Source organism: Psychrobacter maritimus, assembly GCF_029953575.1.
Lineage (GTDB): Bacteria > Pseudomonadota > Gammaproteobacteria > Pseudomonadales > Moraxellaceae > Psychrobacter > Psychrobacter maritimus.
The window spans coordinates 3,007,808-3,033,024 of sequence record NZ_CP124526.1 but is presented as its reverse complement, the minus strand read 5'-3'; the positions used below and the strand labels follow the sequence as shown (position 1 = coordinate 3,033,024).

The window sequence follows — 25,217 nt, the reverse complement described above, 5'->3', positions numbered from 1 at the left end:
GGTTCATGCTGATTTAACGATCTGTCAGGCAGTATATTCAAGTAACGCTATGATGTATAATGATATAAAACATATTTAGTATTAGCTGAGGTAATCATGGATTTACCACCGCTGCGTGCAATACAGTGCTTCGAATCCGTTGCACGGCTTAACAGCTTTTCAAAAGCAGCAGAGAGCCTCAATGTGACACAAAGTGCCGTGAGTCACCAAATACGCATCCTTGAGAAGTATCTTGGGGAAGCAATGTTTTACAGGCAAGGCCGGACCTTTTCGTTAACAGAGGTTGGTGAGCGTTATTTCACAGATGTGAGTGGCGCTTTGGGTCTTCTTTCAGATAGTAGTCAGATTATTAAGCATGGAAAACCTGGGCATATACGCTTAGCTCTGTACAGTTCAGTCGCAGTAAATTGGTTGATCCCTCGATTAGAAGACTTCTATAGACAGTATCCAGAAATAGAACTCACTTTAGATATGGTTAATCATCCGTCTGATCATAATGAGCAAAGGGCCGATTGTTATATTACCGTCAATCCCCCTCCACATGCTTTCATCAGTAAGTTTTTATTTTCTGAAACTTTATATCCTGTTTGTGGTCAAAAGCTTTGGGAGAAAATAAGAGATAAACCACTTCCTGATACATTATGGCGGCATCCAATATTATCCGTGAGGTATACAGATATAAGTGAGAATACAGCGGAGGATTGGCTGCGGTGGTGTAAGGCAGGCGGATTTGAGTTACCGAAGGATATAAAGATAAATCATTTTAGTCATGTACTACTAGCGATAGAAGCCGCACGGTATAATCTGGGAGTTACCCTCGTTAACAACTATATGATGCTAGATAAATCTTATAAGCAGACACTCGTTAGAATCCCAATGCATGAATTACTAACAGGGGATAAGTTTTACTTCGTTTGCAAGGAATTAAAGAATAATCAGGATGATATTATTAAACTATCTAAATGGTTAGAATCTCAATGCTAGTAAAGAAATCCTCTATCTTATTTGTTGTTACAAGGAAAATAATGATTTGTTAAGGGGTTTAAGATGATGATTTAGAAAATCCCGATTCAATAACTCATAAACACTCGTATCCTCAAAAAATAGTCATTCATTTTATCTGATATTCGAATAATATAAGTTAATAGGTTGAAATTTAAAAGGAATAAAGCTCATTACATTTAGTTAAAGTCGAATTAACTTTAGAATAAAAACGGAAATTTATACGTTTTTTTATTGTTTATCTGTTAGTGATAATGGCTGTTATCATATCTATTCTTAATATGGATTAGGGTCTATATATATATTTGCTTAAACTTGCCCGAATAACATTACGCCATGTATTAATGAAGGGCCTAAGAATACCATAAACAATCCCGCTAAAATCATTGTTAAACTGGCTATAACGCCCTCATCCTCATTGCGCTGACTTGCCCGGGCTGTACCAAAACCGTGTGATGCATTACCAAATGCGATTCCATTTGCAAGATGGGAGCGAATACGAAAAAAAGTCAAGATCATATCCCCTAAAATCATTCCCACCATCCCTGTAATCAAAGTAAACAATGAAACTAAAGAGGGAGATCCGTGAATCTTTTCAGATAAGTCTAACGCAAATGGTGTCGATATTGAACGGGCCATCAAACTATAGGTCAAGGTCTTATCAAAATGGAACAAACCAGTGAATAGGTATATGCTTAAGACTCCCACCACCATCCCAACAGTTATAGAAGCGGTCAAAGCCAAAGCATGTTGACGTATTAAACGACGATACTCATAAATAGGTATAGCAAACGCAACCGTTGCGGGGGCAAGTAACTGCACAATCCAAGCTGTATCCTTCCAATATGTATCATAAGAGATATTAAAAATAATCATTAATGAAAGCGTTATTACTGGAACCGTAATAGCAGGGTTTAGCCAAGATTTTCGATAGCGCACATAGATTACTTTAGCCATATAATAAGCAGCTAATGTCCAAATGAGACAAAGGATTGACCAGACATTCATCGCAAATCCTCACGCATTATCATCATTTTTTAGGTTTAATTGGGCTTTATGAATCTGATGTCGATACAATCTACGTTGCAAACGGTGCCCCATGATAAAAGTTAATGCTGAGCTTAACATCACCATCGCGGTACTTAAGATAATCGTCAGCATTAATTGCCAGCCCTTACTGATAAATAGCGCCTTGTATTGAAGTATTGACATCATAAGTGGGATAAACATTAATACTAATTCACCCAAAACAAATTTTGCCCCCAGTCTGACCCAGTTAACCTTAATAGCACCACTCATTAATAATACCAGCATTAAAAACACTCCTAATACGCCTGAGGATACGGGTAAATGCAATAATTCAACCAATATCGCAGCACAATACCAGACAGCTGCGATAATAGCGCATTGCATAAGCACATGAAGCCATGATTGGCGATAAAACTGCTGAAGTGTAAGTTTGTTTTCAGCTACAAAAGAGAGGAGTAAGCGAATATTAAGATTACGCATAATAGTTGTTGTTTGTTAATTAGAGACCACTTATTATAAGAACACTACAGTCATAAATTATGAATTATATTTTTATTTTTATTCCTAATTTCTATAATAAATTTCGTTCTCATTCCTAACTGTGGTTTATTATTTATGATAACTTTGAAACAATTACGCTGCTTTGTGACAGTTGTAAAAACAGGTGGGTTTCTTCAAGCCAGTATTCAACTCAATTTAACCCAACCCACCGTTACCAAATCCATTAGTAATCTTGAAGAATATTTAGGCGTAGCTCTGTTTGATAAGCCGTTGACTCATAGAAAAAAGCGGCTAGTTAATTTAACGGAAATTGGCGAATACCTCTATATTCAAGCAATGGATATCTTACAAAAGGCAGATAATCTTGAACAAACAGTAGTAGATTATCAGCAATTAATAGGTGGTAAGTTGCGTCTGGGGATTTCACCGTTAGGCAGTGAAATACTAAGCAAAGCTATTTTTAACTTTTACCAAATGCATCCTAGTATAGAAACCTCACTTATCGAAGATGGTGCTGAGTCACTTAAGCAGGCCCTTCTAGAGGGGCAACTTGATGTGGCAACATTGATGAAGCCGATTGACGATGATTTTGACTACTCGTCGATATGTTGCTATCCAGTGGTGGTCGTAGCAAATAAAAACCGTATGGGTAAGCGAAAAACCAAGGTAACACTTAAGTCACTATCAAATGCACCCCTAATTTTATTTACCTCCAATTCATCATTTACTCCGATGATTATAGAAAACTGTCAATCACTAGGTTTTGAACCTAATATTATTTGCCAAACCAATCAGTGGCACTTGCTTCTTGACATGGTAAAACAGGATATGGGTGTGACTCTTTTGCCTCAATATTATACTCAAAAGTTGGATTTAACAGGATTAGTCTGCTTGCCACTAACCCAACCTCAGTTAAAATGGGAGCTTGTCATGGCTTGGCGTCGTCATCGCTTGCTTACACCAAGTATGCGAGCTTGGCTTGATAACATAAGAAAAAATATATAACCAGGCCTTGATAATGCTTTGGCTGAAACAGGGCATAGGTTATACAAAACAGAGGTGATTGAATATTTAAAAGCAGGTTGGCAAGGTTTAGCGAATGTACAACTTGCGACATTGAATTGAGTAGATTGGTTCAATAAAAAGCGTATACACAGTGCATTGGGCTATGTATCGCCTTTTGAGTTTGAAAGCGGCATTATTATAGTTTGATCCTGGCAGGCATTGCTACCTGACTCAAGTAAATCGGCCTCCGATAAACTCGGGGCGGTTCACCACATCCTTAGACTTTGCTGAACATATTCTTTTAGATATACCGATTGAAACCAAGAAGAATAACTAATCCAGCTTATCCTTTACCTTGAACGGCTCTGAGAATTGCAGTATTAAGAAATTGACAACCGATAATATGATCGCTATCTCATAACGACCATAAGCAACGGAGATGCCAATAGCAGCAGTATTCCATAAACTTGCAGCCGTCGCCGTCCCCTTTACACTATCATTTCCTTTAAAAATAGCACCACCACCGATAAAGCCCATGCCCGTAATAATCGCGTACATGATTCTCGCTTCAGGCTGTGAGCCATGATAGATATCTACAGCAACTAGCATGAAGGCACAGGATGCAATACTTACTAGTGGAAAGGTTCTGAGTCCTGCACCCTTATCTTTCATCTCACGATTGAGCGCAATCGGCAGCGAAAGTATAAAAGCAATGCCCAATTGAGTAAGGTGATACACCATTAGTTTTAAGCTTAAATCGAATTCAAACATGGCTTATTACGCTCTTTAAAATAATGTTAAATGAACAAGAATAATCGTTATTCTTAATGTGTAGAAGATGGTTTATTGCCACGTATTGAGACTTTCCTGAAAAGTGTGTAAGTATTGCTATAAGCTAAATGACAGTTACACAGAATCTGGGATGGTCTCTAGTAAATTACCATTTTTATCGAATAGGCAATCGACCACAATCAGAGGAGTAGCATCTACGCTATCTTTAGCGTAGTAATGCGTTGTAACTTTGAAATTACCGTTATTTAATAGTCTGTAGTCTGTATTTTTGCGGTTAATCTCCATAGACTTAAGGTTTTTAAGCATAGGTTTTGTCGTTTCTTGACACTTCGTTAGCAGTGCAATCTTTGATGTTTTGCGAGCTTGTTCAAGTTCAGTGTCTTTTTCTTCATAAAATGAGTTACTGTCGCTTTGAATCCAAATATAAAATGCTGCAAATGTAATAATAGACAATCCTGTCAGCGTTTCTTTTTTCATGATATGACCCGTTTATTAGTAACAGATGAAGATATTTACCAATATACAATCATAGTTCATTAACCCATACAGTACACCACAAAAGTGTTTATTCAATCAATTTACAATTATAACTAATATTCTTATTGGTCTCTGTCATTATTAGGAAAGAGCACAGTCTAAACGCTTTCAACTCATGCTATACCGTTGCTAATTAAGGCCACTCTTTTAAAGCAATCTCAACGAAACTTAAGCGATCTTGACCAAAAAACATCTCACCGTTCACGAAGAAACTAGGTGCACCAAAAACACCTCGTGCTACAGCTTCCTCAGTAGTTGCTTTCAAACGCTCTTTGACCTCAGTCTCACTAATACGAGCCATAAAATCAGTCACGTCAATGCCTGCTTTGCTCAAAACCTCAGCCACTACTTCTGGTGATTCCATGTTTAGCTGTTCAGACCATAAAGCGTTAAAAATGGCTGCTAAATAAGTCTGGAACTCAGGTTCTTCCAAGTAAGCGGTCGCACCTCTCATTAAATGCATCGTATTCAACGGGAAAAATGGATTGAAGTTAAACGGCACCCCATAAATATTTGAAAAACGCTTAAGGTCTTTGAGCATATAAGCGCCTTTAGCAGGAACCACAGCTGGTGACGCATTACCAGTGGCTTGAAAGACAGCACCAAGCAGCATAGGCCGCCAAATGATTTTAGCGTTAGTGCGCTGTGCAATACTCTCTAATTGTGTCCATGCCAAATAACTGGCTGGGCTTCCTACATCAAAGAAAAACTCTACTTTTTTACTCATCTCAAAGTACTCCTGACAAAATATATTAGAAAGTTTCTAAAAGGTCTCTAACCATGGGCGTAGATCAAGCTCATGCGTCCAGCTGTCTCTTGGTTGACAATGTAATTGCCAGTACTGCTCAGCGATATGCTCAGGATTTAAGATCCCGTCTTGATCTTTAAGCGCATAACGCTCAGGAAAGTTGTCACGAATAAAGGCGGTATCAATGGCACCATCAATAATAGGATGAGCCACATGTATACCTTGTGGCCCTAACTCTCGAGCCATGCTTTGCGCCAAAGCACGTAAAGCAAATTTAGCGCCAGCAAAAGCAGAAAAACCTTTACTACCTCGTAAAGAAGCCGTCGCGCCGGTGAAAATAATCGTGCCCTTTCCACGGGGAAGCATTACTTTTGCTGCCTCTCTACCTGTGAGAAATCCAGATAGCGCTGCCATCTCCCATACTTTTCGGTAGACTCTTTCTGTGGTGTCTACAATGGAAAAATGGACATTCGCACCAATATTAAATACCACAACTTCAATCGTGCCAATGTCTTGTTCAATATGGGTAAACAGCTCAACCATCTCTTGCTCTACACGCGCATCGCAACCAAATGGCTTTGCTATTCCACCAGCGGCTTCAATATCACTGACTAATGCGCTCAGCTTCTCCACATTCCTTCTGGTCACGCATAAGGTAAAACCTTCTCTTGCAAAACGTTTCGCAACAGCACTGCCAGTGGCATCGCCTGCGCCAATTACAACCGCTACGGGTGCTCTATACATGTCTATTTCCTTATAGGTTCCTTTTTAGAACTAACAAAAATATAGCTTCCTTTTCAGAGTCTGTCAAGCTAATCTATTACTCATACATGTAGGAGGTAACATATGCGCTGGGATGAACTTGATAAACAGCCTTGCTCAGTAGCTCGCACTTTGGCAGTCATTGGTGATCGTTGGACGCTAATGATTTTACGTGACTGTTTTTTAGGTGTCAGACGTTTTGATATATTTGAGCAACGCTTAGGCATCACACGTCATGTCTTGTCTAACCGGCTTCGTAAGCTGGTTGAGTATGACGTTCTGACAAAAACACCGTATCAACAGCAACCACTGCGTGAGGAATACCGGTTGACAGAGCGTGGTTTAGATTTGCATCCAATCGTTTTGGCACTGGTTAGCTGGGGAGACAAACACATGGCTGATGAACGGGGTGCGCCGTTGCTACATAGACACAATAAGTGCGGCCAAATAATGCATCCCGTAACGGTATGTTCAGAATGCCATAAACCAATAAATGCACGGGATATTAAGATTGAAATAGGACCTGATTGGATAGGTGAGGACGAGTTTGGTATATGAAGAGAGGGTTCTGCCAAGCTGTTTTACAGTTGCTGAGATATTGCCGTTATTTTCTACTATCTGTTTAACTGCTTGAGCTTTAAATTAGTTTCTGTAGGCCCTGATTTTTTTATGCATGATAAACGCCTGTTATGATGCTTAGTCTACCAAGTTCATCTCTACGGTCTTTTCAGTATAGCTCAATATCAATATCGGGGTGGCTCATTTGAATAGGCAGGTTATTCAATAAAAATCTATCAGGCTTAGCTGCCTGACTCAGAATGTTAAGTCTCCGACCATCTCAGGACAGTTCGTTCTTAATGGCCTTTTTAAGAGATCTACTCAAAAATAAGTACTCTAGATTTGATTCTAGATGTTATTCTTAAGGAATGCTTTAAAACCATAACTAACTGCTTGAAAGCAAGGGATAAATAATGTTTCCGTTCTAATTAAATCAGCTTAGTATTATAAGCTTTGGTATTAGAACACTATGCGCTGTCCCCAGCAAAACTAAACTACCGCTATCGCAACAACCCAACTCCCAACTCATCATAACTTATAAAATAGGGCTTAATAAAAGATGGATACCTTAAATATCGTGTATCTCGTAGGAGCAGTATTAATTTTCGCCAGTATCATGGCGAGCACTTTATCAGCACGTTTGGGTGTACCTCTTTTGCTATTATTTTTAGTCGTTGGGATGCTGGCTGGTGAAGAGGGTATCTTGGGTATTGAGTTTTCTCAATATGCAATAGCCAATTTTGTCGGGCAGGCGGCATTGGCTTGTATTTTGCTAGACGGTGGACTGCGTACTTCTTTTAAATCGTTTCGAGTTGGACTAAAACCAGCAATTACGCTAGCTACTTGGGGCGTACTTGCGACCGTAATGATACTGGGTGTATTCGTCACGTGGCTGCTTGATGTCGATTGGCGCTTTGGGCTATTGCTAGCGGCAATCGTTGGTTCTACTGATGCGGCAGCGGTGTTTTCACTGCTGCGTAATGGCGGTGTTAAATTAAATGATCGTGTCCAAGCCACGCTTGAATTAGAGTCGGGCGCCAACGACCCTTTAGCAATTCTGTTAGTAACTGGATTAATTGCTTTAAATGTTGATCCTGCCGGACAGACAGCGCTAGGCTTTTTAGGGCTGCTATTACAGCAGCTTAGCTTTGGTCTAGGAATGGGCTTGTTCTTCGGGTACTTCCTCTCTCGGTTATTACCCAAAATACACTTGGCAGAAGGTATGTATGCCATCTTGATATTATCGGCTGGTTTAGCGGTGTTTGCTGCCACCAACTTACTAGGCGGAAGTGGCTTTTTAGCCGTCTTTGTCACGGGTATTATGATTGGCAACCATAAGGTACGCTCAACTGAGCATGTCATGCGCGTGATGGACAGCTTTGCGTGGTTGTCGCAAGCGGTGTTATTCGTCGTATTGGGTTTATTGGTCACACCATCGAACGTTCTTGAAGTTTGGCCTTATTCAGTGGCCATTGCTGCCTTTATGATTTTAGTGGCTCGTCCTATTGCAGTCTATACCAGTGTTTTACCTTTTAAGTTTAAAAACAAAGAGATCGGTTTCATCTCTTGGGTTGGCTTACGCGGTGCGGTACCCATTACCCTTGCCATGTTGCCAGTGATTGCAGGGGTAGATAATGCCTTTATGCTATTTGATATTGCTTTTGGTGTGGTAGTTTTATCATTAGTATTACAAGGGACGACCATTCCTTTTATGGCCAATCTGTTTAAGGTGCGTATTCCTAACAATAAAGACCCAAAAGAAGAGCATGAAGTGTGGGTGTCAGACAGAGCAAGCATTACGTTGTATGAATTTGAAGTAAAGTTAGGTGCGTTTGCAATTGGTCGTCATCCAAGGGACATCTCTACGCGCATCAGCCCTGAGGAAATCCGTGTTTTTGCCTTGGTGCGCGGTCAGCAAATCTTGGCAATTAATAAAGACACCAAGCTTAAATTTGGCGACAGCGTTTGGTATGCCATGAGCGGCAATCATGCCGGTCAGATTGCGGATGTTTTTAATGACACGACCTTAGACCGTAGAGCCATCGATGATTTTTATGGCGATTGGTTGCTATCGCCGAATGTCAAGCTTGGGGATGTGCCATTCTTCAGCGATAAGATGAAATTCGAGTCTCTGGACGATGGCTTGAACACTAAAAATGAAGGCAGCTCAAAAAATATGTGGGAACAAACGGTCGCTCAGTATGTCAAAGCAAGCTTAAAGATGGCACCCGTATCGGGTGATACGGTGGTGATTAATGAGGAGTGGTTACTGGTTATCAAGGATGTTGATGATAATGGAAGACTTAGAGCGATTGGCTTAAAACAACAAGAGCCCAAGCAGCAGTAGCATAGTCTATATCGCTGTTAGACTTAACATGAGCTAGTGGCTGCACGGCAAATATCTCAACCATAAGATACTTATCCAATAGGATTAAGCTGCATTATTTAACAGTTAATGTCTAGTTTTAAGCGTTCTGATTTATTAACGGAATTATCATTAAAGTTTATGCCAATCTTCAATCGCTTTGTACCCAGTTTCTAGTCCTACATCATAGCTATAACGGATTTTAGCTTTATCTTTAGATAATCGACTCGCCATATTTTTCAAGTCGGGTGGGCAAACTTCTAAAAACTTCTGTGGTGATGCAGAATGTAAAAATTGCACCGCATCATTATAACGTTGGGTTCGTGTCAATAAGCTTTGGGCAAAACCATATCGTTGCTTAGAAAAATATTTAGCCAACAGCTGATCGCCTTTGCGACCTGCTTTATAGTAATTTTGAGGGCGAGTACGTATTACCATTAGCTGAGCAACACGATCTTGTTGAGCGGCCCAATGCACAGGCAAAGCATCAGCTACACCACCATCGAAATAAGGTTCGCCAAATATCTCGACCGCTTGTCGAGTTAGCACTGGAATAGAACTTGATGCTCTTAATCCATCCAAAATATTGTCTTTACAGGCTTTAATATAGTTAGCTTCACCTGAAATAGCATGTGTTAGCACCATGTAAAACTCAGCATGACTGGCAAATAATTGTGCCTGATTTAGTGGATGCTCTTGTTCCACCACATCCCACATCCACTTTAGATCCAGTAAGTCCCCGCCTTTAAGGAAACGACCATAATGGATAAATTCAGGTCGAAGTGAATGATCTAAGTAAATCTGCAGGGTGCGACCTCGTTGTGCAGCTAAATAGTTAGCAACGTTCGTTGAGCCTGAGGACACCCCCACACAAAGATCAAAAGGATTAAATTGTTGTTGTAAAAATGCGTCTAAGACACCACTGGTAAATGCGCCACGCATTCCACCACCTTCAACTACTAGTGCTTGTCGATGTTGTTTAAGCATTGAAAACCTCGAATTTTTGTGAATACCACCTTTTTAACTCAACCATTACATAGAGTAATTAAGTGAAGCGCCTCGGGTATATCGGAGGCTGATACTTTTCCAAAAAATCATCTTAAACTACCTAGCTCCAAATTCCACTCATTCAAGTAAAGCTCAGCCATCCCGTCGAGCCTAGCCTTCACCTCTTTCCAGTTCGGCATTACTTGAGTTAGTAAGCGCCAAAAATGCTCGATAACAATATGAATATTATGGGTACTGAGAAGATATGTTTAACAGGGTATATGTATAAGTCATTTAATCATGCTTAGGCGGTACGGAATAGGTACCAACAACATGTGCGACCAAGTCACTAGAGCCCTCTGAATATAAAGAAACTTCGCCTACGATAAGCGTGCGACCTACTTTTAGCAAGCTACACTCAGCAATAATACGTGCTTCTGCTGAGGGTTTACGCAAAAAATTAATGGTCAGGCTTGTCGTCACTGTCAACGGTACAATTCCAATCTTGCCAAGTATAGCTACATAGAGTGCGACATCAGCAATACTCATCAATACAGGACCTGAGACAGTGCCACCAGGACGTAACTCGTCTATACCGATATCATGTGATAAGGTCGAACCACTATTACCTACTGCTTCAACAATACATTTGGTTTGAGGAAACTCTAACGCTAAAAAGGCAGCTATTTCTTCTTTGGTTGCAGACATACATACTCCTAGAGTCTAATTATTCTTATGACCTAACCGACTTTCTCATCAAAGGTTAGTGGTCTGTTACTATCGTCGAACGTAGGGAGTGGATCTTTATTTAAATGAGTTAAAAATCTTTTCTAACTTGCAGGATAGCATTACTGAAAAGCAAGATAAATAGGAAGCTTCATTACCATCCTAACCATTTATCTCAAAACCTCACGACAATCATCGTCCTCTGATTCTTACCTGCGCTCAGATTTTTCAATCATCTATGTCTATATCTAAAGTCATCTTTGCAAGGCATCGATCTATCTGATTAACATAAAAGTTGGCAGTATGATTTATACCAGCATCTATCCCAATACTACTCTAATAATTGATCACTCGCTGACAGCTTGCTGTAAAAAAATTATCACTGCACTGGTAACAAAATGCTTCACCATCATAATATTGATAATAAGTGAAAAAATTATCTTACGAGTATACAATGAGAATCATGCAGACATCTTGGTTAAGGAACCATTAATTCTTTTAAAACACAAAGCCTAAAGCTTATATTTAACCTTCAAGACCCACCCTTAAATGCTCGGCAATTGAGGCAACCAAAACACCAATGCCAATAACGTTGCTAATAATACGGGCGGCGTTATCAGCAGACCGACCTTCATATATTGTCCCCAGCTTATCTTATAATCCTTTTCTGCCAATACGTGTAACCACAATAACGTCGCTAAACTACCAATAGGCGTGAATTTTGGTCCCAAGTCATTGCCGATGACATTGGCATAAATCATCAACTCTCGAGTAGCAGTGGGCACTTGGGCGCTATCAATTGCCAGCGCGCCTATCAGCGTCGACGGCATATTGTTCATCACAGACGCTAAGATGGCGGATAAGAATCCTGTGCCAACCGTCGCAACGAGCGCGCCTTGTTGACCTAACCAATTGAGTATTTGCGCGCCATAAGCAGTAAGCCCTGCATTGCCCAAACCATAAACCACCAAATACATACCAATTGAAAACAACACAATTTGCCACGGGGCTTTCTTAAGAATATTAGTCATAGAAAACTGGGCATCACGTCCGCCTTGCCACCAGCGTCCAGCAATCGCCATGAGTATAAGCGCCGCGGCACTCGTCACTACGGAGATAACCAGCCCGAGCGATTCAGTCGCGAAATAAGCGATTAATAATAATGCCAGCAGTGGAAAAGCCGCTCGAAACACCAGCGGGTCTTTGATAGCGGACTGTGGTGAGCTAAGATTTGCCGTTGAGTAGTGTTTAGGAATATGCCGCGCATAAGCAATCCACAATACCAATAGCGTTGCTAGGACAGAGACGATATTTACCGGTACCATTACCGCCGCGTAGCGACCAAAACCAATATCAAAATAATTGGCACTGACGATATTAACCAAATTAGAAGTCACTAATGGCAAACTTGCGGTATCAGCAATAAAACCAGTGGCAATAATAAAAGCTAAAGCAGATTTGGGGGCAAAATCAAGGCGCAGTAGAATAGCAATCACAATTGGCGTCAGCAGTAAGGCCGCGCCATCATTGGCAAAGAAAGCGGAGATAAACGCCCCTAACAGCACAATCATCGGAAACAACAAACGCCCGCGCCCATTGCCAAGCCGAGCAACGTGTAAGGCCGCCCAGCCAAAAAATCCCGCTTCATCTAAAATAAGAGAGATGATAATCAGGGCGACAAAGGTAAAGGTAGCATCCCAAACGATATCCCAAACGATACCAACGTCAGACCATTGCACCACACCAAATACCAAGGCAACCAAAGCGCCGCCCATCGCACTCCAACCAATGCCAAGCCCTTTAGGCTGCCAGATGACTAAGACCAAAGTCACGATAAAAATAGCGAATGCGAGCATGAAGTAACCTTAATGAGCCAATTGAAGCAATGAAATATTAATAAAGGCAATAATAAAATAACAACGTTAGAGCGATTTTTGATTGACGCGTTGTGAGACTTCCGCAGCGCTTTCAACCCGTTCTGAATAGCGATCGGTCAGATACACCGAACGACCTCGGGTAAGCCAGGTAAATTTGACCAATTCTTCGCAAATGTCAACCACACGTAGATAAAGTGGAGACATTTTCATGCGGTCATTATCGTCAAATTCCAAAAATGCTTTAGGGATAGAAGATTGATTGGGGATGGTAATCATGCGCATCCAGCGCCCAAGAATACGTAATTGATTGACGGTATTAAAGCTTTGGCTGCCGCCACTGACTTGCATGATAGCGAGAGTTTTACCTTGGGTCGGACGTACGCCGCCGAGCGCCAATGGAATCCAGTCAATTTGCGCTTTCATAATACTGGTAATGCTGCCATGGCGTTCTGGACTGACCCACAGCATGCCCTCTGACCACTGTGCCAGCTCGCGTAACTCTTGCACCTTTGGGTGGTCGCTATCTGCGTCATCTGGCAGTGGCAAACCTGATGGATTAAACATGCGCACCTCACAGCCATACCAACGCAATAGACGGCTTGCTTCCTCAGCGGCCAATCTAGAAAATGAGCGCGCTCGCAGGGAGCCATATAACACCAATATTCTTGGCGCATGGCGTGGGTCATCTTTACCGACCAAAGACTCAATATCAATGGCTTGTATTTGATCAAAATCAACATTGGGTAAATCGTTATTAAGTGAATCAGCAGCGGGCAAATCAGTAGCGTCAATATTACTAGTACTTTTATTACTAAGACCGTCTACTATTAAGACTTCTGTCTCTTTATTCTGTAACATGCTTCACCACTTCCCCATTCTCTTTTGTGAAACTACTGACCGGATTTTCCAGTAATTCAAACACTCGCTCTGCCGGTCGGCACAGCACCGCGCCTTTATCGGTAACAACAATAGGACGATTGATTAAAATAGGGTGCGCTATCATGGCATCAATCAGTTGCGCATCCGTCAATGCTGGATTGTCTAAACCAAGCTCGGTATAAATACTCTCTTTACTGCGTAAAAGCTCGCGCGGAGTATTCTGCATCAATGCCAACAGCTCAACCAAGTACTCACGTGATGGCGGTGTTTTTAGGTATTCCACCACATCTGGCGTCTCACCTGAGGCTTGCATAATGGCAAGGGTATTACGAGAAGTGCCGCATTTGGGATTATGAAAAATTATTGGCGTCATAAGGTTTTCCTCTTTTAAGGTGAAAGGGACGAGATTTAGTATGTCTTGATATGACCAAACCGCCATGCAATTAAAACAACGTATAATTAAATAGACAAATAAGCACTTGATTGAATAAACCCTAAACTACAGCAGCTTTACCTAAACATAATAAATTTAAAACTATGGCAAAAAAACTACTCATTATAACGCGAGTTGGATTGGTCGTTATCGGTACCGTTATCATGGTTGATTGTGCCGTGTTAATGACGGTTGGCAAAATCAACTTTGGCACCGTGGTACCGTTTTTATTGGGCAGCGCATTTGTCGCCCATGGGATATTTTGGCATGCCATCCGCAAATTTACTAGGCAAAACCCATTTCGCAATCGTCTTTGGTACACGCTATGGCTGCTGTTTTTTATTTGGCTGATAAGCTTTGGCTTATTTGTTTTCTCATTGCAGCAGCAAATTAAAAGGAGCTCGCAGCCTGTATCAGAGGTCGCGGCGATTATTGTATTAGGGTCAGGTACTATCGCCGGTAAGCCAACACCAACGCTTGCTCAGCGTTTAGATACGGCCGCGCCGCTGATTAAAGCACAGCCAGAGGCGCTAGCGCTGACCAGTGGCGGTATAGGTATGGGGCAGACGCGCAGTGAAGCCAGTATTATGGCGACTTATTTACATGAGACACATGGCATTGCCTTTGAGCACATCTTACAAGAGGGCAAAAGCACCAGTACCGCCGAAAACTTAATCTATAGCCAAGTAATTTTGGCGGCAAAAGGCATCTCTATTTCAGCGCCTATTGCCATTGTGACCAGTGACTTTCATACCATTCGCGCCGCTGCCATTGCCAAGCATCAAGGCTACCAGCAGCCTATTCTGCTCGCCAGCCCAACACCGTTATCCATTCGCTACAATGCATGGTTTCGCGAGTATTTTGCCTTTGTCAGTGGTTGGCTATTTGGCGAATATTGATAGAATTTAATAAAGCGGTTCATAAATTAGCCCGATACATAAAACCGTTTTTAAATAAAAATAATAACCATAATTAACCAGAATAATAATGGACGGCAGCCCTATGCTCATCGACATCTTATTAACCATTCACTTTATCCTACTGGTGCTGATATCCTTGCGCGTCCTATCGCGCGATGACTTAACCGCGCCCGCACGCTTGGCTTGGATTGTTATCTTATTCATCTTACCTTATTTGGCGTATTGGTTTATTGGATGTTCGGTGAGGTGCATTTAGGGCGCAACTTCGCGCGTGAACGTGAAGACATTATCAATAAATTACGTCAACACCGTCCTGCAGTGCTCGGTAGCGATGTGGCGTTAACACTGGCCGTCAAACCTGAATATCAAGCAGCCTTTGCTTATTCAGCAAAAGCCACCGGTTTTCAGACCACGGTGGGCAATCGTGCCGAGCTGATGGCTGATGCCGCTGAGACCCGCAGTCGTATGATTGCCGATTTTGATGCGGCAACCGACCATATCCATGTGCTGTATTATATTTGGCTGGTCGATGGTATGGGCACTGCTACCGCCCAAGCACTGATTCGCGCCGCAAAGCGCGGCGTTACCTGCCGAGCAATGGTCGATGGTATGGGCTCGCGCAAGATGGTCGGCTCAACGCTATGGCAAGAAATGAAGGACGCGGGTGTAAAGCTTAGTGTCGCCCTACCCTTGACCAATATATTCAAAGTGCTGCTGTTCAGCCGTATTGACTTGCGTAATCACCGTAAAATTACCGTGATTGATGGCAAAATTGGCTACGCTGGCAGCCGAAATTGTGCCGACCCTGAGTTTATGGTAAAACCCAAATATGTCCCTTGGGTCGATATTATGCTGCGCATCGAAGGTCCCATCGTTGCGCAAACTCAGATGCTATTTGCCAGTGATTGGCTGACTGAAAACCCTGATACGCCGCTCGATAGCTTTCCGTATGCGACGGATTTGCAGCCAAATCTGCCGACCAATGATTTTGCTGCGCAAGTTTTCTCTGATGGTCCGACTCAGCGTCACGGCACCACGCCGCAGTTTTTAGGCGCTTTGATTAGCCAAGCTCAACACACGCTAATGATTTCTACACCTTATTTCGTACCCGATTATTCACTGGTGAGCATTCTATGTGCGACCGCCTATCGCGGGGTTGAGGTGACGATGGTTTTCCCGAAGAAAAACGACTCCTTTATCGTCGCCGCGACCAGTCATAGCTACTATTGGCAATTACTTGAAGCAGGGGTAAAAATCTATGAGTATAAACCTGGGCTGCTACACGCCAAAACTCTGACTGTCGATGGTGAAATCAGCTTGATTGGTTCAACCAATTTGGATTTGCGCAGTTTTCATTTGAACTATGAAAACAATATCCTATTTAGTGATAACAAACTGACTGCGGATATTATGGAGCGCCAATATCAGTATATCGCTGACTCCGATGAAGTGACGCGCGAAGAAGTCAAAAACTGGCCGCTGTCTTATCGGATTTGGAATAATATCGTTGCCACTATGGGACCCGTTTTATAAATGAGTCCTTGTTAATGAATCCTTGTTAATGAGTAATTATTAATGAGTGCTTACGCCAATCTCAACTTATCGTAGGCTTTTGATTTTTATAGAATTTAAAATTTTAATTGTTTTAACTGAAATTTTAAAAACTAAGTAAACCAATACCTTAGAAAAATAAGTTGAGAGTGGGGTGAGTGCTTATTAATGAGTACTTGTTAAAGAGAAATTATTAACATGAAATAATTTGTCATTAAATGTGCTTTATTAATTCTATTGAACAGCTGTTTTTTGCAAAATATAGATGACAAACTTGGCTTCTGTCGCAAAAGGTTTGGCTGCCACTTCTGCTAGTAGCGCCTGTCTTTTGTCGCTACGCGCACGATACGCATAAGGGGTCATGGTCATTAAGTCCGCCAAACCCTCTGCCGATAAATTTAAACTACTGCTGATATGATGGGTTTCTAGCAGCTGGAAATAAGGCGCTAATTCCTGTAAAAACTTCTCAGAATCATGCTCACGGACGTCATCAAATAACGCCTCACGCATCGTCGCTAAATGCCCCATATCGGGCTTGGCAATGATTAGATAGCCTGCATCGCTTAATACCTCATTAAACGCTTCTGGCAAGATGGGGCTAAAAATACTGCTAATGCCATTGATGCTATGCGCGCGTAGCGGTAAATGCGCCGCGCTAGTGACCAGTGGGTAAATAGCTGCTGCCTTAATTGTTTCCTTACTAGCACTGTCTTTAGCTTGCTGATACCAAAGACGACCTAAAGCCTTACTGGTTTTTGCCAGCTCCACAACGGCAGGTTTACTGATATCCGCAGCGATAAGCATATCCATACCTGTTTGCGCCATTGCCTGCGTGTAATAGCCCTCTCCGCAGCCAATATCCAGCCAATTAATGGTCTTATCTTTTTGGTTAAGACTGGCTTTTTTTGCCGTCAATAATGCCGCCATCTTTTGGCAAATTAAGTCATTTAATGGCTGATAATGTCCGGCATTTAAAAACCGTTTGCGCGCATCAATTGATTGCTGACTGTCGCCCGGCGCTTTGGATTTTTTTTGTTGTACCGGTAATAGATTGACATAACCCTGACGCGCCACATCAAACGGATGAGACGTTTGTTTTGGGTGCAAGCTACCATCACAGCGCCAAGTATCGTCAGCTGGTTGCAGGGGTGATTGGCAAAGGGGACAAATAAATAAGCTCACAAGTATCTCAACGTCATCACAATATGGCTGCCATTTTAACAAAGTTCAGGCTTCGTAAGGGATAAAAGGCATAACAAAAGAGAAGATAGCATAGGACATAAAAAAGCCATCTCAGATTTTGAGATGGCTTTTGATTTGAATTTTTTTGATTTGAAACTGTTTGACGATTTAACGCAGTTTTAAGGTCATCAGCCCAAGAATGACTAGGATAATGGCAATAATCCAAAACCTTGCCACCACTTGCGTCTCTTTCCAGCCAATCTCTTCAAAGTGATGATGCAATGGTGCCATGCGAAAGACGCGCTTTTTACGCAGCTTATACGAGCCAACTTGTAGCATGACCGACAATGCTTCAGCGACAAATAAACCACCCATAATGGCAAAGGCAATCTCTTGACGGGTCATAACCGCAATCGTGCCGAGCATCGCGCCCAATGCTAACGCCCCAACATCACCCATAAATACTTGCGCTGGATGAGCGTTAAACCATAAGAAACCAAGCCCGGCGCCAATCATCGAACCACAGACAATAATCACTTCCGAGTTATAGGCAATATAAGGTACATGCAAGTAATCCGCAAAGCGCACGTCACCTGAGACATAAGCCATGGCGCCTAAACCTGCTGCGACCAAAACCACCGGCAAAATAGCCAAACCATCCAAGCCATCGGTTAAGTTGACGGAGTTAGAAGCACCATTAATCACAAAGTAGGTAAAGATAATAAAGCCAATACCAAACGGCACGGCTGAGAAGGGAATTATCCAATCTTTAAAAATCGGTAGCAGCAAATCCTGCATCTCACGCGTGGTCGCCATATCTGGCTGCAAGGTAGCAATATAATATAAAGAAATACCGACGAATAACGCGCCCATCGAGAGCCAAAAATATTTTTTGCGGGCAATCAGACCTTTTGGGTCTTTATACTTAATTTTAAGCCAATCATCTGCCCAACCGACTGCGCCAAAGATAATCATGACAATGAGCAAAATCCATACATAGGGATTGTTTAATCGCGCCCACAATAAGGTTGAAACCCCAATCGCGCTCAAAATCAGTACCCCACCCATGGTTGGCGTACCGGTTTTGGCCAAATGCGACTGCGGACCATCATTACGAATCGCCTGACCATACTTCAGCGCACGCAGACGTCGAATGACGCGTCCCCCAAAAATCATGCTAAAGGCAAGCGCGGTAATGACCGCTAGTAACGCGCGCAGCGTCAACGAAGAAACCGCAGAAAACGGCGTATAATACTGACCAAGCCAGCCAAACAACCAAACTAACACCGCCTACTCCTCGATTAGCGCATTGATAAGGGTTTCCATTTCCATGGAACGTGAGCCTTTAAACAGCACCGTACAAGGCTGCGCTTGCTGTGCTTGTAAATAAGGCTGTAAATATGCCAACAAACTGTCTTTATCAGCAAAGGCATGGGCGTTGATAGCAGAAATCTCTTTTGCGCCTGCCACTGTATAAGGGGCATATTCACCAACACACAGCAGCACATTGATGCCAGTGGTCGCAATCGTACGACCTAAGCTTTGATGCTCGCTGACCGCCGCTTCTCCCAGTTCTGCGATATCACCCAGCACCATGACTTGCGTGCCCGTTTGCGCCGCCAATACTTTTGCTGCCGCTCGCACCGAATGCGGATTGGCATTATAAGTATCATCGATCAAACGATGCATACCGAGTAGCTGGCTGTTTAAGCGCCCCTTAGCAGGACGGGCATTTTCAAGTCCGACGACGATATCACTGATATCGATATTTAACGCATGAGCACAAGCAGCAGCGGCCAAGGCATTATTGACATTATGCTCGCCCGCTAACGGCAGATTAATATCATGGACTTGGCTGCCAATATGCAGCTTAAATTCACTACGCTCAGGTTCAACATCTAAATGGCTGGCACTGACATCGGTATTACCAAAGCCAATCACATGTGACGTATGCTGCTCTGCGATACGGCGCAGCTTATTGGTAAAGTCATCTTTATCAGGAACGATAGCGTACTGCGTGTCATTCAAAGTATGGTAAATCTCAGCCTTGGTTTGGCAAATGCCTTCACGGCTACCAAATTCCCCTAAATGCGCGGTACCAATATTGAGAACACAAGCGACATCCGGCTTTACAATCTCAGTAGTATAAGCAATCTCACCAATATGGTTAGCGCCTAGCTCCAAAATCGCATAGCGATGATGATCGGATAATTCGAGCAACATCATCGGTACGCCCAAGTCATTATTTAGGTTGCCACGGGTAATCAGCGTCGGTGCCAAGCGTCCAAAGATACTACCGAGCATCTCTTTGCAGGTGGTCTTGCCGCTAGAGCCAGTAATGGCAATCACGGTCAAATTTTTATGCTGCTGACGACGATAAGCTGCCAATTGCCCTAACGCCAAACGTGTGTCATCAACAACTAATTGTGCAATATCAGCAGAAATGGGACGTGAAACGATGGCCGCAACCGCACCTTGTTCGATGGCGGTAGCGATATAATCGTGACCATCAAAATTATCACCGCTGAGCGCCAAAAAGATATCACCGGGTTTTATGGTACGGGTATCGGTAGCGATACGAGTGCTGCTAATGGGTTTGCTTGCGTCAGTGCTGTTATTGCTTGATGTCGTTTGACCTTCAGCAAATTGCCAATGCCCGTTGAGTGCTGCGGTTGCCGCAAGCAGATTGTCTACTTGCCAAACATACAGCCCTTGCGACTGAATGCTGTTATCGTTGTCGGCTGTCATAATGATTACCTTATATATGATGACTACTTATCTTTGATATTTAATGATATCTGTTTTTTAAAAAGTACAAAAAATGAGGCGCAGGCGCTATTATTTATCTATAAAGGCTATACGCGCCCTGCTTGCTTTAAAGCATTTTGCAAAATAACACTGTCGTCAAAATCATAACGAACATGGTTAATTTCTTGATAGGTTTCATGACCCTTGCCCGCGATAACGACAATATCATCAGGCGCTGCTTGATTGACTGCATATTCAATGGCGGTTTGGCGCGCCGGTTCGATATGGGCTTGCTGATATTGCTCGTTTGTCATGCCCGCTTGCATATCTTGCAAGATTACATTTGGGTCTTCGGTACGTGGATTATCCGCCGTCAATACAACGTTATCGGCGCCTGCCAATCCCGCTTGTGCCATCAATGGGCGCTTGCCAGCATCACGGTCGCCGCCACAACCAAATACTGCCCATAGCTGACCTTTGCAATGGGTTTTTAGGCTGGCAAGCACTTGGCTTAACGCATCAGGCGTATGCGCATAATCAACAATAAAACAACCATCATTGGAGGGCACACGCTGCATACGTCCAACGGCACCTTGTAGCTGCGGGATAACGGCCGCAATGCGCTCAAGGCTAATTCCTAAGGCTACGGCAGCGGCGATAGCAGCCAGCAAATTGGCAACGTTAAAACGCCCGAGTAATGGGCTGACGATATTAATGCTATTGGTTTCTTTGTTTTTAAAATCAGCATTATCAAAGTCACTGTTACCAAAATCAGTACGCAGCGCAATCTCAACACCTTGCAAACTTGGCTTGATTTCAGCGGCAACAAAGGTCGCAGATTTTGCTGGGTCTAAACTATAGGTCCAAACCGTTAATTGGCTTGCTTGTGCGGTATCGAGCATAATCTGTGCATGCTCGTCATCGATATTGATAATGGCGTGGGTTAAGTCGGGAAAGTGCGCTTGATCAAACAGCTTGGCTTTTGCCGCAGCATACTCTGCCATATCGGCATGATAATCTAGATGATCACGGCTCAAATTGGTATAAATCGCCACCGATACAGGCATCCCTTGTAAACGCTGCTGATCCAAACCGTGCGAGCTGGCTTCCAATGCCAATAATTCAGCATTCTCTGTACCCATTTGATATAAAAACTGCTGTACCGCTAAGGCATCACCGGTGGTATGGCTGGCTTGCACCAGAGCGCCTAATCTACCGTTACCCGCCGTGCCCATCACGGCGCTACTCATGTCAGTCAGCTGCGTCAATTGCGCCACCAATTGGCTGATAGTGGTTTTGCCATTGGTGCCCGTTACTGCGACGACCGTCGGCAAGGTTACAGGCTGCTGATATTGCAAACGCGCCTGAATCAAGTCACCTAAAAAATCACGGATATTTCGCACATATAATACCGGGCAAGGCAGGCGGTCCAATTGCTGCTGCGCGATAGATTCAGCATTATCATCAGTCAAAGCAAGATTGGCATGCGGCGGTACATTAGCTTTAGTAAGCAAAGCGCGCGGGTCAATTTCTGTTAGGATAAACGCCGCATTTTGCGCGGCTTGATAAAGGTAGTCACGACTTTTTTGACAGTTTGGCGTATGACTTTTTAATAACACAAAGACGTCGTTGGCTGCCAACTGACGGCTGTCTAAGCAAAACTGCTCAAATGGGATATTGGCAAGCAATGTTTTTAGATTGGGCAACTGACTGTTAGATGCGATTATCATCGCTGTCAATGCTTGCGCTAGGCTTTGTTTGTCTTTGTGGTTCTGCCTATGACTGTCGCTACCGCTGGCTTCAATCAGCTGTTGCAAGGTGACTGTGGTGCTGCTTGGCGGCGAGATAGACGGAGTCATTGGCAAATCCTAAACGGTTAAAACGCATCAAATGATTAATAGCTGAATATTTAAAAAGATTACTTTTTTACCTACTGTTCTTCGGTTTTTAACGGCTTATCTAACGGCACATTATACAAACGCAGCGCCTCTTTCATGACGTTATGGAAAACAGGAGCGACGGTTAAGCCCGCATAAATCTGACCACGCGGGTCTTCGATAAGTATCACACCGACCAGCTTAGGATTAGACGCTGGGGCCATACCGGCAAAGACGTTACGATATTGGTCGGTATAGTAGCCACCTTTTGGATTGATACGGCGCGACGTTCCTGTTTTACCAGCAACGCGATAACCATCGATAGCAGCACCCTTAGCCGTACCACCCGGTTCGGTGACACTCTCCATCATTTGTACGATAGACATGGCTTGCTCATGTGCCATGATACGCTTACTGGGCGGCCGCTCGCCATCTTTGGTCAGCGTTAATGGATGCATAACCCCGCCTGCTGCTAGCGCCGAATAGGCCTGTGCTACCTGCGCCAATGTCACTTGCAGACCGTAACCATAACTGACCGTCGCCCGTCTTGAGGTTTCTTTCTCTTTTGGCGTCACGACAAGTCCACTGCCCTCACCGGGGAATTGCAGCGGTGTTTTTGAGCCAAAGCCAAACTGTTTTTGCATATTAGTAATGGCATCAGGCGGCAGTGATAACGCAATCTTGGTCGAGGCCACGTTACTAGATTTCTGTAGTAGCGTGCCCAGAGTAATACGACCCAGATTATTATGATCGCGAATCGTATAACCACGCACACGAATAGAGCCAGGATTGGTATCAATCAATGACGTCGTCGTATACTTGCCTGAATCTAAAGCGGCGGCAACAGTAAATGGTTTCATGACCGAACCGGGCTCAAAAACATCAAGCAGCGCACGGTTACGTTGGTTTTCACCGGTCATCTCATTGAGATTGTTGGAGTTAAATGATGGCCATGTCGATAGAGCAAGTACTTCACCGGTTTGCACATCGACGATCATACCCGTTGACCAGCGCGCTTTTTGCAAGCGGCCGGCTTTTTCCAGCTCTTTATAAAGCAAGTACTGCAAGCGCGAATCAATCGTTAACGCCACGTCTTTACCGGGTATCTCTGGTTCAATTTGCTTGATTTCTTTCAAACTGTTTTGCTTGGCATCTTTGAGTACCAATACTTTACCATCATCGCCCGCCAGCTCAGTTTCATACTGACGTTCGATACCGGCGCGGCCTTCATAACCGCCTTCAGGATCATCGGCATTTTGGCCCATAAAACCCAACAGCTGCGAGTTCGGTTGCGGCTGCGGATAATAGCGCTGGAAGAAGTTTTTCTCATAGACGCCCGGAAAATCAAGCGAGCTGACGCTTTGAGCAATCTCAGGGGTGACTTTATTAAGTAGTGGCAGATAATGCGAGCCTGCGCCCGATGGTAGCGCCGCTTTAACGGCTTCCTCATCGGTTACATCGATACTGTCATCGATAGCCGTGACTTTTTTAAGCTCAGTAACTGAAATATTGGCCGCTGCCGCAAGGGTCGTCAAATCCATATTATCCAAGCGCTTTTGCATACGCGCGACCAGCTTTGGACTATCGGGATTGGTCAAAATAATGCGTTTAAGCTCATAATATTCACGGGCATAATCATGCGGACTAAAAGAAACCGTCGCTAATGGCGCACTGACTGCTAATGGCAAATCATTGCGATCGGTAATCATACCGCGATAGGATTTTTGCGTGCGCACGCTGGTGATAAGCTCGTTACCTTTATCTTGGTAAAATTGAGCGTTGGCCACTTGTAAATAATAAGCACGGCCGATAAGCCCTACCAAAATCAGCAGCGCCAGTGCCCAAATCATACGAAAACGGTTTTTGTCTTGCTCGACACCGCCGCGAGAGGAGGCACCAGACGCTTTACCCAAAAACGCTCTTTTGCTTTTTAGGTTTTTAACACTGGTATAAGCGCCCTGCTCTTCGTTCTTTTTGAGGCGAACAAACAGCTTGGCTTTACGGCTATCACTGGTTTTATTGTCAGGCTTGCTACTCGTTTGCCCAGATTTGGCGGCACTGGCCCGGCGTAACGGCTTGGTGACTTTGCCGCTGGCTGGTTTTTTGTTGTTATTCTTAGCGGCAGCTTTATCGCTATTGGCATTGGATTTTTTATCACTCATCGTCCAGCCTCCGCTACATCAGCATCGTTTGTAGGAGTCTCAGGAGATAAATCCGTAGAAGCCCGTGGCTCGATGACTTCAGTCTCAGCTTTATTTTCATCTGCACCATCAGACTCGAGAACTGGCGTCATTGTTGCTGGTGCAACTGCCTTGCCCGGTTGGATAATAAGCTTGTCTTTGAGGGTTGGCGAAAACATACCCAGTTCAGCAACGGCACGACTGGCAATTTGCGGGGTCGCACTAAAGGTTTGCTGCTCGATAAGCAAACGCTGATGTTCTACTTGCAGTTTGCGCTCTTGTTTTTTCATGTCTTGCAAGGTTTTATAATCCTGATGATATTGCTGCACGCCTTCGGCAGTTTTAATACCGCTCCAGATAATTGCTGCCGCCAATAGCAATAATATGGCCACGTAAATACTAACCATATTAAATCGGCGCACGAATAATTCGCCAACATCAGTATTAGGAGGCATTGCGGCGCGGCGGTTTACAGGTTTGTCAGATATTGCCATGACGATCTCAAAAAAGTGAACTTCAAAATATAAAAAGCGCTAACCATTTGCGAGTGATCACACC

At 43.4% G+C, this 25,217-nt stretch carries 23 protein-coding genes and 2 pseudogenes; 7 read left to right on the top strand and 18 right to left on the bottom strand.

Going from position 1 to position 25,217, the window contains the following annotated elements:
• The first annotated feature begins 96 nt into the window (after positions 1 to 96).
• Positions 97 to 984 (top strand): LysR substrate-binding domain-containing protein, encoded by an 888-nt coding sequence (locus QJS82_RS12930; protein ID WP_281490762.1) that lies wholly within the window; start codon positions 97 to 99, stop codon positions 982 to 984.
• A 327-nt stretch (positions 985 to 1,311) separates the two neighbouring features.
• On the opposite strand, the gene QJS82_RS12925 is transcribed toward QJS82_RS12930, so the two are convergent.
• Both QJS82_RS12925 and QJS82_RS12920 read right to left on the bottom strand, forming a co-directional pair.
• Complete coding sequence (locus QJS82_RS12925) at positions 1,312 to 2,010, bottom strand: LrgB family protein (RefSeq protein ID WP_281490761.1); 699 nt, start codon at positions 2,008 to 2,010, stop codon at positions 1,312 to 1,314.
• Positions 2,011 to 2,019: 9 nt separating this feature from the next.
• Positions 2,020 to 2,511 (bottom strand): CidA/LrgA family protein, encoded by a 492-nt coding sequence (locus QJS82_RS12920; protein WP_281490760.1) that lies wholly within the window; start codon positions 2,509 to 2,511, stop codon positions 2,020 to 2,022.
• Positions 2,512 to 2,646: 135 nt separating this feature from the next.
• Here QJS82_RS12920 and QJS82_RS12915 point away from each other — a divergent pair, with 135 nt between their 5' ends.
• Both QJS82_RS12915 and QJS82_RS12910 read left to right on the top strand, forming a co-directional pair.
• Positions 2,647 to 3,537 carry a LysR family transcriptional regulator gene (locus QJS82_RS12915; RefSeq protein ID WP_281490759.1) on the top strand — a complete coding sequence of 297 codons (891 nt, stop codon included), beginning with the start codon at positions 2,647 to 2,649 and terminating at the stop codon, positions 3,535 to 3,537.
• A gap of 9 nt (positions 3,538 to 3,546) precedes the next feature.
• Positions 3,547 to 3,744: pseudogene (locus QJS82_RS12910) on the top strand (integrase core domain-containing protein); the annotation flags it as partial.
• Between the two features lie 126 nt (positions 3,745 to 3,870).
• On the opposite strand, the gene QJS82_RS12905 reads toward QJS82_RS12910, so the two are convergent.
• The 4 genes from QJS82_RS12905 to QJS82_RS12890 form a co-directional block, all read right to left on the bottom strand.
• Complete coding sequence (locus QJS82_RS12905) at positions 3,871 to 4,308, bottom strand: MgtC/SapB family protein (RefSeq protein ID WP_201591980.1); 438 nt, start codon at positions 4,306 to 4,308, stop codon at positions 3,871 to 3,873.
• A 135-nt stretch (positions 4,309 to 4,443) separates the two neighbouring features.
• The gene (locus QJS82_RS12900; RefSeq protein ID WP_281490758.1) at positions 4,444 to 4,806 is read right to left on the bottom strand and encodes a hypothetical protein; all 363 of its coding nucleotides are present in this window, start codon (positions 4,804 to 4,806) and stop codon (positions 4,444 to 4,446) included.
• Between the two features lie 193 nt (positions 4,807 to 4,999).
• Complete coding sequence (locus QJS82_RS12895) at positions 5,000 to 5,593, bottom strand: 2-hydroxychromene-2-carboxylate isomerase (RefSeq protein WP_281490757.1); 594 nt, start codon at positions 5,591 to 5,593, stop codon at positions 5,000 to 5,002.
• Positions 5,594 to 5,629: 36 nt separating this feature from the next.
• Positions 5,630 to 6,358, bottom strand: coding sequence for an SDR family oxidoreductase (locus QJS82_RS12890; protein ID WP_281490756.1), 729 nt, complete (start codon positions 6,356 to 6,358; stop codon positions 5,630 to 5,632).
• Between the two features lie 102 nt (positions 6,359 to 6,460).
• Here QJS82_RS12890 and QJS82_RS12885 point away from each other — a divergent pair, with 102 nt between their 5' ends.
• Positions 6,461 to 6,934: a winged helix-turn-helix transcriptional regulator gene (locus QJS82_RS12885; RefSeq protein ID WP_281490755.1), complete on the top strand. Its 474-nt coding sequence runs from the start codon at positions 6,461 to 6,463 to the stop codon at positions 6,932 to 6,934.
• On the opposite strand, the pseudogene QJS82_RS12880 reads toward QJS82_RS12885, so the two are convergent.
• A pseudogene (locus QJS82_RS12880) lies at positions 6,929 to 7,051 on the bottom strand (IS3-like element ISPar1 family transposase); the annotation flags it as partial. The gene QJS82_RS12885 and the pseudogene QJS82_RS12880 sit on opposite strands and share 6 nt — an antisense overlap.
• Before the next feature lie 442 nt (positions 7,052 to 7,493).
• On the opposite strand from QJS82_RS12880, the gene QJS82_RS12875 reads away from it, so the two are divergent.
• Positions 7,494 to 9,281, top strand: a complete 1,788-nt coding sequence (locus QJS82_RS12875; RefSeq protein WP_281490754.1) for a potassium/proton antiporter — start codon at positions 7,494 to 7,496, stop codon at positions 9,279 to 9,281.
• Between the two features lie 150 nt (positions 9,282 to 9,431).
• Here QJS82_RS12875 and QJS82_RS12870 read toward each other — a convergent pair whose 3' ends face one another.
• The 5 genes from QJS82_RS12870 to arsC form a co-directional block, all read right to left on the bottom strand.
• The gene (locus QJS82_RS12870; protein ID WP_281490753.1) at positions 9,432 to 10,286 is read right to left on the bottom strand and encodes a patatin-like phospholipase family protein; all 855 of its coding nucleotides are present in this window, start codon (positions 10,284 to 10,286) and stop codon (positions 9,432 to 9,434) included.
• A gap of 294 nt (positions 10,287 to 10,580) precedes the next feature.
• Positions 10,581 to 10,994: a PaaI family thioesterase gene (locus QJS82_RS12865; RefSeq protein WP_201563775.1), complete on the bottom strand. Its 414-nt coding sequence runs from the start codon at positions 10,992 to 10,994 to the stop codon at positions 10,581 to 10,583.
• A gap of 563 nt (positions 10,995 to 11,557) precedes the next feature.
• A complete protein-coding gene (locus QJS82_RS12860; RefSeq protein WP_281490752.1) occupies positions 11,558 to 12,868 on the bottom strand; it encodes an arsenic transporter in 1,311 nt (436 codons plus the stop codon).
• Between the two features lie 66 nt (positions 12,869 to 12,934).
• Positions 12,935 to 13,747, bottom strand: coding sequence for an arsenical resistance protein ArsH (gene arsH / locus QJS82_RS12855; protein ID WP_281490751.1), 813 nt, complete (start codon positions 13,745 to 13,747; stop codon positions 12,935 to 12,937).
• On the bottom strand, positions 13,734 to 14,141 hold the full coding sequence (gene arsC, locus QJS82_RS12850) for an arsenate reductase (glutaredoxin) (protein ID WP_191690668.1): 408 nt from the start codon (positions 14,139 to 14,141) through the stop codon (positions 13,734 to 13,736). Before arsC ends, arsH begins: the two co-directional genes overlap by 14 nt.
• A 164-nt stretch (positions 14,142 to 14,305) precedes the next feature.
• On the opposite strand from arsC, the gene QJS82_RS12845 reads away from it, so the two are divergent.
• On the top strand, positions 14,306 to 15,100 hold the full coding sequence (locus QJS82_RS12845) for a YdcF family protein (RefSeq protein WP_281490750.1): 795 nt from the start codon (positions 14,306 to 14,308) through the stop codon (positions 15,098 to 15,100).
• Between the two features lie 204 nt (positions 15,101 to 15,304).
• Positions 15,305 to 16,654, top strand: a complete 1,350-nt coding sequence (cls, locus tag QJS82_RS12840) for a cardiolipin synthase (RefSeq protein WP_281490749.1) — start codon at positions 15,305 to 15,307, stop codon at positions 16,652 to 16,654.
• Positions 16,655 to 16,906: 252 nt separating this feature from the next.
• Here cls and QJS82_RS12835 read toward each other — a convergent pair whose 3' ends face one another.
• The 6 genes from QJS82_RS12835 to ftsL form a co-directional block, all read right to left on the bottom strand.
• Positions 16,907 to 17,854: a putative RNA methyltransferase gene (locus tag QJS82_RS12835; protein ID WP_438656184.1), complete on the bottom strand. Its 948-nt coding sequence runs from the start codon at positions 17,852 to 17,854 to the stop codon at positions 16,907 to 16,909.
• Between the two features lie 168 nt (positions 17,855 to 18,022).
• A complete protein-coding gene (gene mraY, locus QJS82_RS12830) occupies positions 18,023 to 19,141 on the bottom strand; it encodes a phospho-N-acetylmuramoyl-pentapeptide-transferase (RefSeq protein ID WP_183621046.1) in 1,119 nt (372 codons plus the stop codon).
• Positions 19,142 to 19,144: 3 nt separating this feature from the next.
• A complete protein-coding gene (locus QJS82_RS12825) occupies positions 19,145 to 20,602 on the bottom strand; it encodes a UDP-N-acetylmuramoyl-tripeptide--D-alanyl-D-alanine ligase (RefSeq protein ID WP_281490748.1) in 1,458 nt (485 codons plus the stop codon).
• A 107-nt stretch (positions 20,603 to 20,709) separates the two neighbouring features.
• Complete coding sequence (locus tag QJS82_RS12820) at positions 20,710 to 22,332, bottom strand: UDP-N-acetylmuramoyl-L-alanyl-D-glutamate--2,6-diaminopimelate ligase (protein ID WP_438656732.1); 1,623 nt, start codon at positions 22,330 to 22,332, stop codon at positions 20,710 to 20,712.
• A 200-nt stretch (positions 22,333 to 22,532) separates the two neighbouring features.
• Entirely contained in the window at positions 22,533 to 24,641 is a 2,109-nt protein-coding gene (locus QJS82_RS12815; RefSeq protein WP_281490746.1) for a peptidoglycan D,D-transpeptidase FtsI family protein, read from the bottom strand.
• Positions 24,638 to 25,153, bottom strand: coding sequence for a cell division protein FtsL (gene ftsL / locus QJS82_RS12810; protein ID WP_281490745.1), 516 nt, complete (start codon positions 25,151 to 25,153; stop codon positions 24,638 to 24,640). Before ftsL ends, QJS82_RS12815 begins: the two co-directional genes overlap by 4 nt.
• Positions 25,154 to 25,217: the final 64 nt, after the last annotated feature.